11 protein-coding genes, 6 tRNA genes and 2 rRNA genes are annotated in these 17297 nt (G+C 43.8%); 14 read left to right on the top strand and 5 right to left on the bottom strand.

The window, feature by feature from the left end; all coding sequences use genetic code 11:
- Positions 1-48: 48 nt before the first annotated feature.
- From QSV55_RS02285 to rocF, 9 genes are all read left to right on the top strand, one after another.
- A 23S ribosomal RNA gene (locus QSV55_RS02285) occupies positions 49-2970 on the top strand.
- A gap of 80 nt (positions 2971-3050) precedes the next feature.
- Positions 3051-3165, top strand: a 5S ribosomal RNA gene (gene rrf / locus QSV55_RS02290).
- Between the two features lie 14 nt (positions 3166-3179).
- A tRNA-Asn gene (locus QSV55_RS02295) sits at positions 3180-3254 on the top strand.
- Positions 3255-3326 (top strand) — tRNA-Glu (locus QSV55_RS02300). It begins immediately after the preceding tRNA gene.
- Between the two features lie 3 nt (positions 3327-3329).
- A tRNA-Val gene (locus QSV55_RS02305) sits at positions 3330-3405 on the top strand.
- A 30-nt stretch (positions 3406-3435) separates the two neighbouring features.
- Positions 3436-3519 (top strand) — tRNA-Tyr (locus QSV55_RS02310).
- A gap of 4 nt (positions 3520-3523) precedes the next feature.
- Positions 3524-3598 (top strand) — tRNA-Gln (locus QSV55_RS02315).
- 3 nt (positions 3599-3601) lie between these two features.
- Positions 3602-3674: transfer RNA gene (locus QSV55_RS02320), tRNA-Lys, on the top strand.
- Positions 3675-3838: 164 nt separating this feature from the next.
- Positions 3839-4744 carry an arginase gene (gene rocF / locus QSV55_RS02325; protein WP_289650532.1) on the top strand — a complete coding sequence of 302 codons (906 nt, stop codon included), beginning with the start codon at positions 3839-3841 and terminating at the stop codon, positions 4742-4744.
- 23 nt (positions 4745-4767) lie between these two features.
- Here the strand turns inward: rocF and QSV55_RS02330 are convergent, their stop codons facing one another.
- The gene (locus QSV55_RS02330) at positions 4768-5214 is read right to left on the bottom strand and encodes an ArsR/SmtB family transcription factor (RefSeq protein WP_289650533.1); all 447 of its coding nucleotides are present in this window, start codon (positions 5212-5214) and stop codon (positions 4768-4770) included.
- Between the two features lie 186 nt (positions 5215-5400).
- Between QSV55_RS02330 and QSV55_RS02335 the strand changes: the two genes are divergently transcribed.
- The 4 genes from QSV55_RS02335 to glmM are packed head-to-tail and all read left to right on the top strand — an operon-like array spanning position 5401 to position 9811.
- Positions 5401-6669: a helix-turn-helix domain-containing protein gene (locus QSV55_RS02335; protein WP_289650534.1), complete on the top strand. Its 1269-nt coding sequence runs from the start codon at positions 5401-5403 to the stop codon at positions 6667-6669.
- A 31-nt stretch (positions 6670-6700) separates the two neighbouring features.
- Positions 6701-7519: a diadenylate cyclase CdaA gene (cdaA, locus tag QSV55_RS02340; protein ID WP_133451279.1), complete on the top strand. Its 819-nt coding sequence runs from the start codon at positions 6701-6703 to the stop codon at positions 7517-7519.
- Entirely contained in the window at positions 7506-8450 is a 945-nt protein-coding gene (locus QSV55_RS02345) for a CdaR family protein (RefSeq protein WP_289650535.1), read from the top strand. The genes cdaA and QSV55_RS02345 overlap by 14 nt, the downstream gene beginning before the upstream one ends.
- 14 nt (positions 8451-8464) lie before the next feature.
- Positions 8465-9811 (top strand): phosphoglucosamine mutase, encoded by a 1347-nt coding sequence (gene glmM / locus QSV55_RS02350; RefSeq protein ID WP_289650536.1) that lies wholly within the window; start codon positions 8465-8467, stop codon positions 9809-9811.
- An 83-nt stretch (positions 9812-9894) separates the two neighbouring features.
- Here the strand turns inward: glmM and QSV55_RS02355 are convergent, their stop codons facing one another.
- The 4 genes from QSV55_RS02355 to QSV55_RS02370 form a co-directional block, all read right to left on the bottom strand.
- Positions 9895-11004: a mannitol-1-phosphate 5-dehydrogenase gene (locus QSV55_RS02355; protein WP_289650537.1), complete on the bottom strand. Its 1110-nt coding sequence runs from the start codon at positions 11002-11004 to the stop codon at positions 9895-9897.
- A complete protein-coding gene (locus QSV55_RS02360) occupies positions 11004-11438 on the bottom strand; it encodes a PTS mannitol transporter subunit IIA (protein ID WP_133451283.1) in 435 nt (144 codons plus the stop codon). The genes QSV55_RS02355 and QSV55_RS02360 overlap by 1 nt, the downstream gene beginning before the upstream one ends.
- Before the next feature lie 16 nt (positions 11439-11454).
- Positions 11455-13419, bottom strand: a complete 1965-nt coding sequence (locus tag QSV55_RS02365; RefSeq protein ID WP_289650538.1) for a BglG family transcription antiterminator — start codon at positions 13417-13419, stop codon at positions 11455-11457.
- A 75-nt stretch (positions 13420-13494) separates the two neighbouring features.
- Positions 13495-15012: a PTS mannitol transporter subunit IIBC gene (locus QSV55_RS02370; RefSeq protein WP_289650539.1), complete on the bottom strand. Its 1518-nt coding sequence runs from the start codon at positions 15010-15012 to the stop codon at positions 13495-13497.
- Positions 15013-15408: 396 nt separating this feature from the next.
- On the opposite strand from QSV55_RS02370, the gene glmS reads away from it, so the two are divergent.
- The gene (glmS, locus tag QSV55_RS02375; RefSeq protein ID WP_289650540.1) at positions 15409-17211 is read left to right on the top strand and encodes a glutamine--fructose-6-phosphate transaminase (isomerizing); all 1803 of its coding nucleotides are present in this window, start codon (positions 15409-15411) and stop codon (positions 17209-17211) included.
- Positions 17212-17297: the final 86 nt, after the last annotated feature.

Below are 17297 nucleotides of genomic sequence, written 5' to 3' on the forward strand. Positions count from 1 at the left end.
AAAAAATCGCGCGTCTGTATTCATACAGACATCACATTATTAATAACAGATTAAGTTATTAAGGGCGCACGGTGGATGCCTTGGCACTAGAAGCCGAAGAAGGACGTTACTAACGACGATATGCTCTGGGGAGCTGTAAGTAAGCACTGATCCAGAGATTTCCGAATGGGGAAACCCAGCATGAGTCATGTCATGCTATCCATATGTGAATACATAGCATATGAGAAGGCACACCCGGAGAACTGAAACATCTAAGTACCCGGAGGAAGAGAAAGAAAACTCGATTCCCTGAGTAGCGGCGAGCGAAACGGGAAGAGCCCAAACCAGGATGCTTGCATCCTGGGGTTGTAGGACACTCTATACGGAGTTACAAAGGAACGATTTAGACGAATGACTTTGGAAAAGTCAACCAGAGAAGGTAAAGGTCCTGTAGTCGAAAAGTCGTTCCCTCCTGAGTGGATCCTGAGTACGGCGGAACACGTGGAATTCCGTCGGAATCCGGGAGGACCATCTCCCAAGGCTAAATACTCTCTAGTGACCGATAGTGAACCAGTACCGTGAGGGAAAGGTGAAAAGCACCCCGGAAGGGGAGTGAAATAGAACCTGAAACCGTGTGCTTACAAGTAGTCAGAGCCCGTTAATGGGTGATGGCGTGCCTTTTGTAGAATGATCCGGCGAGTTACGTTTTGATGCAAGGTTAAGCAGTGGATGCGGAGCCGCAGCGAAAGCGAGTCTGAACAGGGCGAATGAGTATCAGGACGTAGACCCGAAACCAGGTGATCTACCCATGTCCAGGTTGAAGTTCAGGTAACACTGAATGGAGGACCGAACCGACTTACGTTGAAAAGTGAGCGGATGAGGTGTGGGTAGCGGAGAAATTCCAATCGAACCTGGAGATAGCTGGTTCTCTCCGAAATAGCTTTAGGGCTAGCCTCGCATGATGATTACTGGAGGTAGAGCACTGTTTGGACTAGGGGCCCCCCTCGGGTTACCGAATTCAGACAAACTCCGAATGCCAGATAATTTAGTGCGGGAGTCAGACTGCGGGTGATAAGGTCCGTAGTCGAGAGGGAAACAGCCCAGACCACCAGCTAAGGTCCCAAAATATATGTTAAGTGGAAAAGGATGTGGCGTTGCCCAGACAACTAGGATGTTGGCTTAGAAGCAGCCATCATTTAAAGAGTGCGTAATAGCTCACTAGTCGAGTGACGCTGCGCCGAAAATGTACCGGGGCTAAACATATTACCGAAGCTGTGGATTGTCCTTAGGACAATGGTAGGAGAGCGTTCCAAGGGCGTCGAAGCATGACCGTAAGGACATGTGGAGCGCTTGGAAGTGAGAATGCCGGAGTGAGTAGCGAAAGACGGGTGAGAATCCCGTCCACCGATTGACTAAGGTTTCCAGAGGAAGGCTCGTCCGCTCTGGGTTAGTCGGGACCTAAGCCGAGGCCGACAGGCGTAGGCGATGGATAACAGGTAGATATTCCTGTACCACCTGAGATTGTTTGAACGATGGGGGGACGCAGAAGGATAGGCGATCGTACTGTTGGTTATGTACGTGCAAGCATTGAGACTGAGTATCAGGCAAATCCGGTACTCTTAAGGTCAGGATGTGATGCGGAGCGAAATTAAGTAGCGAAGTCGTCGATTTCACACTGCCAAGAAAAGCCTCTAGTTAGAGATCAGGTGCCCGTACCGCAAACCGACACAGGTAGTCAAGATGAGAATTCTAAGGTGAGCGAGCGAACTCTCGTTAAGGAACTCGGCAAAATGACCCCGTAACTTCGGGAGAAGGGGTGCTTTTTAGGGTGCAAGCCCTGAAGAGCCGCAGTGAATAGGCCCAAGCGACTGTTTATCAAAAACACAGGTCTCTGCAAAACCGTAAGGTGACGTATAGGGGCTGACGCCTGCCCGGTGCTGGAAGGTTAAAAGGAGTGGTTAGCATCTGCGAAGCTACGAATTGAAGCCCCAGTAAACGGCGGCCGTAACTATAACGGTCCTAAGGTAGCGAAATTCCTTGTCGGGTAAGTTCCGACCCGCACGAAAGGCGTAACGATTTGGGCACTGTCTCAACGAGAGACTCGGTGAAATCATAGTACCTGTGAAGATGCAGGTTACCCGCGACAGGACGGAAAGACCCCGTGGAGCTTTACTGCAGCCTGATATTGAAATTCGGCACAGCTTGTACAGGATAGGTAGGAGCCTTTGAAGCGTGAGCGTCAGCTTACGTGGAGGCGCTGGTGGGATACTACCCTGGCTGTGTTGACTTTCTAACCCGCGCCACTTATCGTGGCGGGAGACAGTGTCAGGCGGGCAGTTTGACTGGGGCGGTCGCCTCCTAAAGAGTAACGGAGGCGCTCAAAGGTTCCCTCAGAATGGTTGGAAATCATTCGCAGAGTGTAAAGGCACAAGGGAGCTTGACTGCGAGACCTACAAGTCGAGCAGGGTCGAAAGACGGACTTAGTGATCCGGTGGTTCCGCATGGAAGGGCCATCGCTCAACGGATAAAAGCTACCCCGGGGATAACAGGCTTATCTCCCCCAAGAGTTCACATCGACGGGGAGGTTTGGCACCTCGATGTCGGCTCATCGCATCCTGGGGCTGTAGTCGGTCCCAAGGGTTGGGCTGTTCGCCCATTAAAGCGGTACGCGAGCTGGGTTCAGAACGTCGTGAGACAGTTCGGTCCCTATCCGTCGTGGGCGTAGGAAATTTGAGAGGAGCTGTCCTTAGTACGAGAGGACCGGGATGGACATACCTCTGGTGTACCAGTTGTCGCGCCAGCGGCATAGCTGGGTAGCTATGTATGGACGGGATAAGTGCTGAAAGCATCTAAGCATGAAGCCCCCCTCAAGATGAGATTTCCCAACTTCGGTTATAAGATCCCTCAAAGATGATGAGGTCAATAGGTTCGAGGTGGAAGCGCAGTAATGTGTGGAGCTGACGAATACTAATCGATCGAAGACTTAATCAATTATCAGATTTTTTGGCCGGCTTTGCCTGGTTTCTTCTTCCTTGCTTATCTAGTTTTGAGAGTACAATATTCTCACCCTGTCTGGTGATGATGGCAGAGAGGTCACACCTGTTCCCATACCGAACACAGAAGTTAAGCTCTCTAGCGCCGATGGTAGTTGGACTTACGTTCCGCGAGAGTAGGACGTTGCCGGGCAGTTTTTTTATTTATCCACAGTAGCTCAGTGGTAGAGCTATCGGCTGTTAACCGATCGGTCGTAGGTTCGAGTCCTACCTGTGGAGCCAGGCCCCTTGGTCAAGCGGTTAAGACACCGCCCTTTCACGGCGGTAACACGGGTTCGAATCCCGTAGGGGTCATTTGGAGGATTAGCTCAGCTGGGAGAGCATCTGCCTTACAAGCAGAGGGTCGGCGGTTCGATCCCGTCATCCTCCACCATTTTAAAATTCATCCTTATATATATAAGCTGGAGGGGTAGCGAAGTGGCTAAACGCGGCGGACTGTAAATCCGCTCCTTCGGGTTCGGCAGTTCGAATCTGCCCCCCTCCACCATTATTGGGGTATAGCCAAGCGGTAAGGCAACGGACTTTGACTCCGTCACTCGTTGGTTCGAATCCAGCTACCCCAGCCATTAGAGCCATTAGCTCAGTTGGTAGAGCATTTGACTTTTAATCAAAGGGTCAGAGGTTCGAATCCTCTATGGCTCATCTTAAACCATATCCTTAGGGATATGGTTTTTTTTATATGGTAAATCAGATATATACTATATGGTAAAATATTGAATTTTATACATGGTTGCATATTATAAGTCTCTCGTTTAAAATGAAGTTATGAGAACGTTTTCTTAAACTTGTTTAAAGGGGATACTATAATGAACAAAACAATTGAAATTATTGGGGCACCAAATGCATTTGGCCAGCGTAAATTAGGGGTGAATCTAGGACCAGATGCGATGCGATATGCAGATTTAGTGTCTAGACTTGAGAACTTAGGTCTTGACGTCAATGATAAAGGAAACGTGCCAAGTCCGGCGATAGATATGAATAAATATCGCGGAGAGCAAGACGGTGGACTCCGTAATCTTCCTGAAGTAGTAGAATTCTGTGAAACACTTTGCCATGAAGTCGATGAGACAATAGCAGCTGGAAAGTACCCACTTGTTATTGGTGGCGATCATTCGATTGCTATGGGAACCATTTCTGGTGTTAAAAAGCATTACAATAATTTAGGCGTCATCTGGTATGATGCGCACGGCGACTTAAACGTTGCAGATTCATCGCCGTCCGGTAATATTCACGGCATGCCTTTAAGAGCGCTTATCGGTGATGGTCATCCGGACCTCGTCAATATCGGTGGCTATAAGAACAAAGTAAAAATAGAGAATATTGTCCTGATTGGTATGCGTGACTTAGATGAAGGGGAAAAAGCTTATATCAAGGAAGTCGGAATCAAGACATATACGATGTCAGATATCGACAGAATAGGTATGGGACAAGTTATTGAAGAGACGCTTGAATATCTTAAGGATACGGACGGCATTCATCTATCACTCGATGTAGATGCTCTGGATCCAGTGGAGACACCGGGAACGGGAACAACAGTACCGGGCGGTATTTCTTACCGCGAAAGTCATTTAGCGCTTGAGATGCTCCATGACTCACAACGCGTGACATCAATGGAAATCGTTGAAGTGAATCCACTGATTGATATTCATAACAAGACAGCGAACCAAGCAGTAGAATTACTCGTGACTTTCTTCGGAGATAAATTATTATAGAAAAAGAGCAGCTTCGGCTGCTCTTATTTTTTAACTGTTTCGATATGGATTTCATATTGTGTATCCCCAGATTTAGATGATGCTTTTTTCAGGAATTTCTTTAAATCTTTTTTCAGCTGTGGCAGTTCTTTTTCGTCAATCTGCACTTTCAGCTCTTTTCCCGATTTTTCCTGCTGGTCATCTGGGTGAAATTGCAGCAGATGATCCGCAGGAATAAAGGCTTTGGCCGTGGGGGCATAGAATTTCTGGATGATACTAATTTTCTGTTCAGTCTTAACAATTTCAATAAAGCCGTATTTCTCCATCTCTCTTAGATGATAGTGAATCTTTGCACGTGGAATCTCCAGTTCATCAGCAAGCTGCTGGCCGGTCTTTGAAGTATCATAGAGACATTCCAGTAACTTGATGCGGAATGGATCACTGATACATTTAAGCTGTGCCAGGTTGTCAATCAGTAAAAAATCCTGCATGAGAAGCTCCTTTATATACATTGATGACTTAATTATTAACTTGAATAAGCGCGATGTCAACTTTCTACACGAATAGATATATTTATCCCTACATACGTTAACTTAAAATTAGCAAAAAAATAGTAACTAAGATTATTATTTTTTTTTGTTAATTATTGTATAATAAATCTAAAAGGAGTATATAGAATGGTTGGACAACGAGTAAAGGAATTAAGAAATGCAGCTAATATGACTCAACAGGAACTGGCAGAAGGTATTATTTCAAGAACTTATTTAAGCTTAATCGAGAAAAATGCTGTCCATCCCTCCACTAATGTGCTGAAGAAATTAAGTGTTAAATTAAACTGTACGCTTGATGACTTCACCACCACTGCATCAGAAAGAAACTTGAGTCTTCTGGATATTAAGAAAGAAATAAAATGGGCTGAGAATAATGTGAAATCAGAGGATTTTTCTCGCCTGGAGGACTTTATCGCGAAAGACTATCAGACACTGGAAAGTATTACTGAATACGAGCGGGGAGATACTTACTGGATAAGAGCGAGCTATTTCTTCAGTAAAGAAGATTTTGTATCTGCAAGAGAAGAAGTGAATAAAGCCATCAAAATTGTAGAAGGCATGAAAGAGGTCAATCTCTACTTGCGTTGTCTTATACTGCTCGCCCGTATCGAATTCGAGGAATATCATACAGATGAAGCAATCAAACAGCTCACGAAAGCGAATAACGTCACTATTTATGAGAACATCTCTAATACGACTCGTGTCACTATACTGGCACTATTGGGTGAATACTATCGTCTCATGGGTGAAAATCTGGTATCTATCAACTTCAATAAAGATGCCCTTGCGCTGAACAAAAAATTGAATACGCATCACAAAGGATGCAGTATAGAGAACTCACTATTCAAAGCTAAATATGGGATCAAAAACTATGAATTAGCAGAAAAGCATATCCGACGTGCTATCAAATATGCTGAACTGGAAGATGATCCGATGCAAGAAGCGGGTATAACCACTAATCTGGCAATCTTAATGATTAAAACGAAGAAGTATCAAGAAGCTTATAATGAGCTGAAAAAGGCCCTTAAGATTATTGAAGATAATAAAGTTGACCATCCATTTGTACTGACTATTAAATTACGCTACGCCCAGGCTATGGCTCATCTCGGTCAAGTGAAAGAAGCGAAGAAACTTGTCCAGGAGTCTCTTGCAGAAGATTCAGCTGGCTTTGTTTTCGAAATCATGGGTGATATCTGTGTGATGGAAGGCTATTTGGACACTGCCATTGAATACTTGCATAAGTCAGTGGAAGCAAAGGAAGAACCGTTATTCAAAACAAGACTTTATCCGAAGCTTGCTGACTTATATCGTAAAGTCGGAAAAATTGATAAATCATTAGAATATTACGAAAAAAGCGTGCACTTCTATGATGAACTCGTTACTGACATGATATAATGAGGGAGAGTCACAGCATGGAGGAGATGCAATGTACTTTTTAGATTCATTGGGCAATTTAAATGCCGCTAAAGTCATTATCAGCATCCTCGATTTGTTAATTGTCTGGTATGTTCTCTATTTAATCATCAATGCGATTAAAGGCACGAAAGCAATACAGTTGCTAAAAGGGATATTCTTCATTTTAATCGGTAAATATGTCAGTCTATTGCTCGGTTTAACGACAACCACTCGATTATTTGATTTTGTACTTGAATGGGGGTTTCTCGCTGTTATTGTCATATTCCAACCGGAACTTCGAAGAGCACTGGAGCAGTTAGGACGAGGAAGTCTGTTTAAAAGAAGTTCAACTCAGAACATCAATCAAAAAAAATTAACAGAAGATATGGTGAAGTCAGTACAGTATATGGCTAAAAGACGTATCGGTGCGCTGATCGTCATCGAGAAGACAACGGGACTCCAGGATTATATTGAGACCGGTATACCGATATATGCCAATATTTCATCAGAGCTTCTCATCAATATTTTTATTCCGAATACACCTTTACATGACGGTGCCATGATCATTCAAGGTGATAAGATTGCAGTAGCAGCCAGTTATCTGCCACTATCTGATTCTGCCAAGATTCAGAAGAGTTTAGGTACGAGACATCGTGCGGCTGTAGGCATATCTGAAGTATCAGATGCTTTTACAATCGTTGTCTCAGAAGAAACAGGCGCTATTTCCGTCACTTATAATGGCAGGCTGCGAAAAGAAGTCTCTCTCGAAGTGTTTGAGGCTTTGTTAACCGAACACTGGTTCAGTGCACAGCTGGATAAGAAGGGCGGTGAAGATCATGTTAGAGACTAAATGGGGACTCAGAATCATCTCATTTATACTGGCCTTGGTCCTGTATCTGTCCGTCAATGATATCTTCAACGTCTTCGTGACACAAGAACAGCTGAGTGGCGATGATACAGTGGTTATTAATGATGTGCCTGTTGAGACGATCTATGACAAGAAAAATCTTTATCTGTCTGGTGCACCGCAAAGTGTCAATGTCAAAGTGACTGGACCGCAGGCGATTGTCAGAAAAACTGAAAGTATGATGGATTTCAGTGTCAAACTGGATTTATCTAAAGATCTTGTGGGAGATCACAAGAAAAAGTTTCAAGTTGAAGGTTTGTCTGATAAACTGACTTATGAAGTGCAGCCGAAGACAACCAATATCACACTAGCTGAAAAAGTGAGCACCACACATGCAGTGGAAGCAGAGATCAATCCGAGTCGTCTGGCAACGGGCTATGAGTTAGTTGAAAAACAAGTGGACCCTACCCAGGTTTCTATAACAGGCAGCAGTGATGAGATCGCTAAAATAGCTTATGTCAAAGCAACGCTCAGCAATAGAACAAAAATTTCCGAGACCACGACTGAAGAAGCTGAAGTCGGTGTCTTCGACAGTAATCTTAATAAGCTGGATGTTACTGTCAAACCGGCAAAAGTGAAAGTGACGATGAAAGTACAGCCGATTTCAAAAGTCGTCAAGATTGTACCTGTCACAAAGGGAACCTTACCTGCTGGAATGACGTTAAAAGGTATCACACTTTCAGACGATGAAGTAGAACTGCAAGGTAAACGCTCGACGCTGGATGGTATCGGTGATATTGAGGTGGAGGTTAATCTGGATACTATTAATGCAGACACTACTCTCGATGAGAAGATTCCATTGCCTAGCGATGTCTCAAAGGTGACACCGAAGCAAGTGACTATAAAAGTAGACGTAACAAAAAAAGAACAATAAAGGAGTATTGACTGATGGGCAAATATTTTGGAACAGACGGCGTAAGAGGCGTTGCAAATAGCGAATTAACACCTGAATTTGCATTTAAATTAGGACGTTTCGGAGGCTATGTACTTGCGCATAATGGCCATGATAATCCGACTGTATTGGTGGGACGTGATACACGTGTATCAGGAGAGATGCTTGAATCGGCACTTGTTGCAGGATTATTATCGACCGGCGCTGAAGTAATGCGCCTGGGCGTTATCTCAACACCTGGTGTATCGTATTTAACACGTGAACTGGAAGCACAGGCGGGGGTGATGATCTCAGCAAGTCATAATCCTGTGCAGGATAATGGTATTAAATTCTTCGGTGCAGATGGATTTAAACTTTCTGATGACCAGGAAGCGGAAATTGAAGCACTGATTGATGCAGAAGAAGACACAGTACCTCGTCCAACAGGCGTTAATCTGGGTCATACATCTGATTATTTTGAGGGTGGCCAGCGTTACTTAAGCTTCTTGAAATCAACGATTGAAGGCGACTTAGAAGGCTTGAAAATCGCTCTCGATGGTGCGCACGGTTCAACCTATTCACTCGCACCCTTCCTGTTCGGTGACTTAGAAGCGGATACAGTAACGATGGGATGCAATCCAGATGGTAATAACATCAATGACGGTGTAGGTTCTACGCATCCAGAAGCATTGGCTGAGCTGGTTGTGGAGAGTGGCAGTGATTTCGGTCTTGCTTTTGATGGCGACGGTGACCGATTAATCGCAGTAGATGAAAAAGGTCAGATTGTTGATGGTGATCAGATTATGTTCATCCTGGCGCAAGCCATGAGTAAACGTGGTGAGCTGAAGGACAATATGGTGGTTTCTACAGTCATGAGTAACCTCGGCTTCTATAAAGCGCTTGAAAACTTCAATATTCAAAGCGATAAAACAAAAGTCGGTGACCGTTATGTCGTAGAAGAAATGCGACGAGGCCATTATAACCTGGGCGGTGAGCAGTCGGGCCACATCGTTATGATGGACTACAATACGACAGGGGACGGCTTATTAACAGGCGTACAATTAGCATCTATCATCAAGCAGTCAGGTCAGACATTAAGCGAGCTGGCAGGGCAGATGACAAAATATCCGCAGCGTTTAGTGAATATCCGTGTGACTGATAAACACGCTGTAGAAGATAATGCAGATGTGGCAGCAGCCATTAAAGCAGTAGAAGATGAGATGAACGGTGAAGGCCGTGTCCTTGTTCGCCCGTCAGGTACCGAGCCGCTTGTGCGTGTCATGGTTGAAGCGAAAACAGATGAAGATGCCGAGCGTTTTGTTCATAGCATCGCAGACGTTGTAAAAGAAAAAATGGGATTATAATAGATAAACGCCTTGCAGCTGCAAGGCGTTTTTAATTGCTATCCAGTAAAAAAAAGCCGCTCTTAGTGAGCGGCTTTGAGTCATTATAATGTTTGATATTTTGCTTCAATTTCTTGAGCTAAACTGTCATCTATCTTAGCATATTCTTTTAAGAACTGTGCAGGGCCGTGTTCTTTAATATAGTGATCTTTGTCGACAGCTTCTGGGTCATGCTCATCGGTATAACGCATTAAATAGGCAGCCATATTGATTAAACCTTCGTGTGGTTTGTCTTCAGTCACTAAGTATGACAGAGGTTTAATGATACGGTCTTCCGGACTGATTTTACGTAGTGGTGAACGGCCGACACGATTTAGGTCATCTGACAAGTATGGGTTCTGGAAGCGGCCGATGATTTTTTCAACGTATGCAGCCTGTTCTTCTTGAGTGAAATCATATTTGCTTGTTAAGTAGTCGCTTGTTTCGCCTAGTACTTGACGGAGCTGTTCAACGACTTCTGGATCTTTCATGGCTTCATCGACTGTTGCATAGCCTTTATATTTACCGAAGTATGCGATGAAGGCATGGCCTGTGTTGACAGTCAGTAGTTTACGTTCGATGAAGGGGTGAAGATCCTGAACATATTTGACGCCTTCAAGTTGCGTACCATACCATTTCTCTTCTTCAATGACCCATTCAAAGAAAGGCTCAACCATTACATCTAGTGGATTCTGCTGTTTCTGAATCGGCACAATACGGTCGACTGCTGAGTTAGGGAAGTGAATATGCTCACCGAGTTCACCGACTTCATCAACAATCGCTTTTTTCAGCTGGTCTGTTGCCATAATGGCATTCTCACATGCCACGACATTGACGGGACGAAACGCATCACGCTTAGCCAGAGCAGAGGCGATTGATTTACCGATGATAGGCAGAATATTGACGCCGACAGCTGTTGTGATTAAATCAGCTTCCATCAATGCCTGCTCTAATTTATCTAATTCTTCAACGCTATGAATCCCTTTAACACCTTCTACTCGCTGACGCGTCTTGCTTTCTTCAGCGATAATAACATCATAGGCCTGCTCCTGGTTGATCAAGTAGATGATCTGTGAGCTGACATCAGCGAATGTGATTTCGTAGTGGTTATCATAAAGAACTTTACCGATGAAGCCGCGGCCGATATTTCCGGCACCGAAATGGACAGCTTTCATTATAGTTCTACCTCCCCGAAGATGGCATTGATTTCATCAGCTGACTGGGCATTAATCACACGCTCAACATTCTCTTCTTCTGAGAAAACAATGGCGATCTGAGACAATAAATCTAAATGGTCACCGTCTTTACCTGCGATACCCACTACTACTTTCACGATATTACCGTCCCAGTCGATACCTTCTGGCGCTTGCAGTAAGGTGATACCTGACTTGATCACTTCAGCTTTCGCTTCGTCTGTACCATGTGGAATCGCAAGGAAGTTACCCATATAAGTGGAAACAATCGCTTCACGTTCTTTCATGGCCTGAATATATCCGGGATTGACAGCGCCTGCCTCTACTAATTTCTGTCCTGCTGCTTCGATTGCTTCTTCTTTAGATGTGAAATGCTGGTTAACGAGAATATTTTCTGTTGGAATTAAGTTTGACATGTTTGATTCACTCCATTTAATAGATTTTTTGGCTGATTTGTTTAATCAGTGTATCTTGCATATGCTGAATGACAAGTTCAGAATTGCTGAATAACTCGTCAGGTGCTTCCAGATGGGCCATGAGTAAGGTGCTTAACTCGCTGACAAAGGGTCTGGCTGTTGTTTCTTCCGGCAGTAGCATGATAAGCAGGTAATTGACCTCCTGCATGATGCCGTTCATATTTTTCATCTGAACCGGAGAAGTTAAGGTTACCAGTTCAATGAACGGATGAGAAACTGCAGCATGAACAATATGTGGAAGAGCAACGGGATAACCTGAGAGGGCGAATCCCTGGACTGCTTCTCTTTTGCTTAGCTCATCTGCTGCCGGCAGCTGCTTTCTGTATTCATCCCAGCTGGAGATGGAAATCGTCTTGAATTCGATACCCTGTAAAATAGCATCAGATTCAATAACGAATGGTATAACATCATTATACACGCTTCGTTTAGTTGATTGCACATGTGACGATACAGAGGTAGAGAAGACCTGCTGCAGAAGGGCCTTGTCTCCTTCCGGTAATAACGGATTGACTATAGTATAGGGCTGACTGATGTCAAGCCCGACTGTCGACACGATATAGCTGTAACTATCTAGATGAAGAGACTTCAAATCACTGACAGAAGCAAGCTTGGTCACCTGCACAGCAGGAAAATGCTGTTCTATCTGATTGGCAAGGATTCTACTGGTCCCAAGACCGCTTGTACAGACGACAAGGACACTTGCTTTTGTATTCTTCATGGCACCCCCGAAATGGAGGACGAGAAACGCAACTTCATTATCCGGGAAATATACATCTGGAAATACAGTCTCCAGCGCAGTGCTGATTGACTTGAATAACCGCTCGTAATCCTGCATGATCATCGCCGTTAAAGGGTTATATGTCTCTATTCCCCCGGTCATACGATTTAATGCGGGTACAAGATGAAGAAGAAGCCCTTCTTTCAGAGTGGGATTACCGGAAAAATCATGATGCATCAGACGGGAGACTTCGTTAATCAGCTCATCTGTTGCAGGACTGATATCACTTTCAGCCGCACTCTCAGCGGCTCTACGCTTGGCGCCCCGTAAGTGCATCGTAATAAAAATGACTTCTTCAAAATCGAAATCAATATCGTAGGCGGCTGATAATGAGCGCGCTAGATTCTGAGCGACCTGAAACTCAGGTGTTACTTCCAGCGATTTGATAATATCACTGGAGATTGAAACTTTTTCATTGTTACGGATCCGTTCAATGGCCAGTACAATGTGGATGGTGAGTGTAAGATAAGCAGTTTCAAGCAGCACATAAGGCAGTTCAGCTAATTCGTCCATAAGAAGACGTTCAACGCTGAATATCTGATCGATATCCACTAAATCCTTAAGACTTGTATCGTTTAAAGTCTGGTAGACAAAATGATCCTCAATGACTGAGTAAACACTCGTAGAATTCAGTTTATCGAGCATGATATCTGCAAGCAGCTGTCTTTTGTTCACTTCTTCGCCGAATAGCTGCAGGCCTTCGCCACGTTTCTTCTGCAATGTCAGATGATAACGGGTGAGGTCAGGACTGAGTCCATCAAGCTCCTTGGACAGTTTATTGATGGATACACCAATCTCGCTGGCGAGACTATAAAGTTTGACCGGATCTTTCGCCCTGATCAAAGTGTAGAGAATAATAACTTTCCGCTCTTCAACGGATAAATCGAGCACAGTAGAGGCATCCAGTTGCTCGCTGAGTAAAGCGAGGTCGATATCATCACCGGCAATGCGGAGGCCTTTACCGGTCCGCCGGTCAAGGCTGAGATTCATGCGGCTAAGCGTTTCTTCGACAAACTTCAGTTCACGATGGACAGTACGGCTGGAGACCCCCAAGTTCTGTGCAATCTGATGAATAGACAAAAAGGAGCGTGGACTTTTCAGCAAAGACTCGATGATTTTTTTCTCTCGATGACTGATTTGCATATCCACACCCCTTTCTTCTGGTAGATTATTCAATTACTTGATTCCATTGTAGGACGGATCACATAAGATGTCTAATTACTGGTCTTGCTTCAAGTTGGCAATCAGCTCGTCATAACGAGGAGAGTTCAGGAAGTTATCCACTGAAATATGAATAGCACCTGGAACTTGCTTGATTGCACGGTCTGTCAGGACTTTTTGTGTGATGACAAGCTGAGCATCTTTCGGTAACTGGTTGATAGCTGAGTTCGTGACTTCAGCATTGATGCCAGCTTTTTTGAACTTATTACGTAACATACCAGCACCCATCGCACTGGAACCCATTCCTGCATCACAAGCGAAGATAACCTTGTTGACATGAGAGTAGTCATGGGCAGATACATTTTCTGTATCATACTGAGCCAGTAAATCTGGTTCAGTTGTTTCATCTTTATCCACTTCAACCACTTTCACACGATCAGAAGTAGTTGCAGAAGCACCTGTCAAAGCACCAGAAACAGAAGATTTCTTACCTTTACGTGCTTCCATTTCAGCAGTCGCTGCTGCTAAATCATCTTCACCTTTGTCCTTAGAGAATTTCAGGATAAGAGAACCGATGATGAATGACACAAGAGCGGCGAGTAAAACACCGATAAACATATGAATGTGTTCACCTTTAGGTGTAACTGCAGTATAAGCAAGAATTGATCCCGGTGCTGCTGGAGATTGTAAACCAAAGTCGACGAGTGAGAAGTAAGCGACACCTGTCATACCACCTGCGATTGCTGCAATAATCATAGCTGGCTTCATTAACACATAAGGGAAGTAAATTTCATGGATACCACCCAGGAAGTGAATGATTGCTGCGCCCGGTGCTGTTGCACGTGCAGATCCTTTGCCAAAGAGCATATAGGCAAGCAAGATACCAAGACCAGGTCCAGGATTTGATTCCAAAGTGAATAGAATCGATTTACCTACTTCTGCCGCTTGATCAGTAGCAAGTGGCGTTAATACACCATGGTTAATTGCATTGTTTAAGAACAATACTTTAGCTGGCTCAATTAGAAGTGACGTTAAAGGTAAAATGTGCAAGTTAACTAAGAATTGTACGCCTTCACCTAGAATCTTCATAATCCAGCCTACAACCGGCGCTAATAGATAGTAAGAGACAATCATCATACCTAATGCCAGGAAACCTGCTGAGAAGTTGTTCACTAACATTTCAAACCCTGTGCGGATTTTAGGTTGAACCACTTTATCAAACTGCTTCATCAGCCAGCCGGTTAATGGTCCGATAATCATAGCTCCGAGTAGCATATGCTGGTTTGGAGGAAAAGCAGCGATAATTCCCATCGTTGCAGCTGCACCTACAACGCCCCCGCGGACGTCATGGATAAGTTTACCTCCCATGAAGGCAATCATGATAGGAATTAAATAATGAATAGTAGGATCGACGATTGATGCCAGGTTTTTATTTGGCCACCAGCCGACAGGAATGAATAAAGCTGTTAAAAAACCCCAGGCAATGAAAATGGGGATATTCGGCATGACCATACTACTTAAAAAAGAACCGAATGCTTGAACGCGACGTTGAAGGCCGCTTTTTTGTTCTGCCATAATATTTCTCCTTTATTTTTTTATTTGTTAATTCTATTCTAATAGGAAGTAAATACGAATACTATGGATAGTAAACTTAAGTTTGTCATATCGACTCATGACAAAGCAGAATAAATGATGTCTGAACTTGTATCTACAAATCTTTAATTGTATAATGAATTAGGTTTAACTTTTTGGGAGGATAGGGAATTATTAGGGCTACAGCGCCAGTACAGTCATGACTGTTGACGAGGAGAATGGTGATCGAAAATTCGGCGGATGCCATTCCGGACTTGCTGTTCGACAGCTGTTTGTTAAAACTTCCAGGTGACTGGTTGAACAAAGACACTCAGCATAAGCAAATATTAAACCGAAATCAAATATTAATCATAAATTGACTATCGGAGGAATTATAATATGTGTGGAATTGTTGGCTATATTGGAACACAAGATGCAAAGGAAATCTTACTTAAAGGTCTTGAAAAATTAGAATATCGTGGTTATGACTCTGCGGGTATCGCTGTCCGTAATGGTGAGGATGTTCGCGTCTATAAAGAAAAAGGGCGTATTGCTGAATTACGTAAAGTAGTGGACAGCTCTTTTGAAACATCTACAGGTATCGGTCATACACGCTGGGCCACTCACGGTGTTCCTAACCATGAGAACTCTCACCCGCATCAATCAGAATCAGAGCGTTTCACGTTAGTGCATAACGGTGTGATTGAAAACTACGAACAACTTAAAAAAGAATATTTAACAGGTGTGACTTTCACTTCAGATACTGATACTGAAATCATTGTTCAGCTGGTCGAATACTTCTCTAAACAAGGTTTAGACACTGAAAAAGCATTCGTTGAAGTCCTTAAATTACTTCACGGTTCTTATGCACTTGGTTTACTGGATAAAGAAAATCCAGATGTGATCTATGTTGCGAAAAATAAATCACCTTTACTTGTCGGTCTTGGTGAAGGTTTCAATGTCATCGCTTCTGACGCAATGGCCATGCTTCAAGTAACAGATACTTACGTTGAACTTGTTGACGGAGAAATCGTGCTTGTTGAAAAAGATAAAGTGACGATTAAAAACTTAGACGGTAAAGTAATCACTCGTAAACCTTACAAAGCTGAAATTGATGCTTCAGATATCGAAAAAGGCACTTATGCTCACTATATGTTAAAAGAAATTCACGAACAGCCAGGTGTGATGCGTAAAATCATCCAGGAATACCAGGATGAAAAAGGCGAACTTAAAATCGATAAAGACATCGTGAAAGCTGTACGTAAAGCAGATCGTATCTACATCGTTGCTTGCGGAACTTCTTACAATGCAGGTCTTGTAGGTAAAGAATATTTAGAGAAATGGGCAGGCGTTCCGACTGAAGTCCATGTGGCGTCAGAATTTGTCTACAACATGCCGCTCCTTTCTAAGAAACCGTTATTCATCTTCATCTCACAATCAGGTGAAACAGCAGATAGCCGTGCTGTGCTTGTCGCTATCAAAGAACTCGGCCATACTGCCCTGACTATCACAAACGTACCAGGCTCAACATTATCACGTGAAGCGGACCATACATTAATCTTACACGCAGGTCCTGAAATTGCTGTTGCTTCAACGAAAGCTTATACCGCTCAGATTGCTGTTCTTGCGATCTTAGCGCAGGTTGTCGCTAAAGATGCAGGCATCAAAGTGGACGTCGAGCTGTTACCGGAACTGGCAAAAGTGACAGCAGCGATAACAGCAGTGATTGACGATGCTCATAAAATTGAAGGCTTCGCTACAGAATTCCTTGAAACGACACGTAATGCATTCTTCATCGGACGGACGATGGATTATTATGTAGGTGTCGAAGGCTCTCTTAAACTGAAAGAAATCTCTTATATTCAGGCCGAAGGATTTGCCGGCGGAGAACTTAAACATGGTACGATTGCCCTTATCGAAGAAGGAACACCGGTTATTGCACTTGCTACTCAAGAGGCAGTGAACTTATCCATCCGTGGTAACGTCAAAGAGGTCGTCGCACGTGGTGCGCATCCGCTGATCATTACAATGGAAGGTCTTGAACAAGAAGGCGATACTTACGTGATTCCTCATGTTCATGAGATGCTTGCACCACTGGTATCTGTCGTGGTGACACAGCTCTTAGCTTACTACGCAGCTCTGCATAGAGGTTGCGACGTGGATAAACCTCGTAACTTAGCAAAATCAGTTACTGTTGAATAATATTAAACCCACAGATTCATATCTGTGGGTTTTTTAAATGCAAGAAAAAATTTAAATTATTTGTAAATTTGTAAAATTAGGTTGTT

The sequence above is a fragment of the Macrococcus bovicus genome (assembly GCF_030376725.1).
In the GTDB taxonomy this organism is placed as follows: Bacteria; Bacillota; Bacilli; order Staphylococcales; family Staphylococcaceae; genus Macrococcus; species Macrococcus bovicus.

Bases quoted from the DNA above. Each gene is read 5' to 3' on its own strand.
- rocF (WP_289650532.1), top strand. From the start codon at position 3,839: ATGAACAAAACAATTGAAATTATTGGGGCACCAAATGCATTTGGCCAG.
- QSV55_RS02330 (WP_289650533.1), bottom strand. From the start codon at position 5,214: ATGCAGGATTTTTTACTGATTGACAACCTGGCACAGCTTAAATGTATC.
- QSV55_RS02335 (WP_289650534.1), top strand. From the start codon at position 5,401: ATGGTTGGACAACGAGTAAAGGAATTAAGAAATGCAGCTAATATGACT.
- cdaA (WP_133451279.1), top strand. From the start codon at position 6,701: ATGTACTTTTTAGATTCATTGGGCAATTTAAATGCCGCTAAAGTCATT.
- QSV55_RS02345 (WP_289650535.1), top strand. From the start codon at position 7,506: ATGTTAGAGACTAAATGGGGACTCAGAATCATCTCATTTATACTGGCC.
- glmM (WP_289650536.1), top strand. From the start codon at position 8,465: ATGGGCAAATATTTTGGAACAGACGGCGTAAGAGGCGTTGCAAATAGC.
- QSV55_RS02355 (WP_289650537.1), bottom strand. From the start codon at position 11,004: ATGAAAGCTGTCCATTTCGGTGCCGGAAATATCGGCCGCGGCTTCATC.
- QSV55_RS02360 (WP_133451283.1), bottom strand. From the start codon at position 11,438: ATGTCAAACTTAATTCCAACAGAAAATATTCTCGTTAACCAGCATTTC.
- QSV55_RS02365 (WP_289650538.1), bottom strand. From the start codon at position 13,419: ATGCAAATCAGTCATCGAGAGAAAAAAATCATCGAGTCTTTGCTGAAA.
- QSV55_RS02370 (WP_289650539.1), bottom strand. From the start codon at position 15,012: ATGGCAGAACAAAAAAGCGGCCTTCAACGTCGCGTTCAAGCATTCGGT.
- glmS (WP_289650540.1), top strand. From the start codon at position 15,409: ATGTGTGGAATTGTTGGCTATATTGGAACACAAGATGCAAAGGAAATC.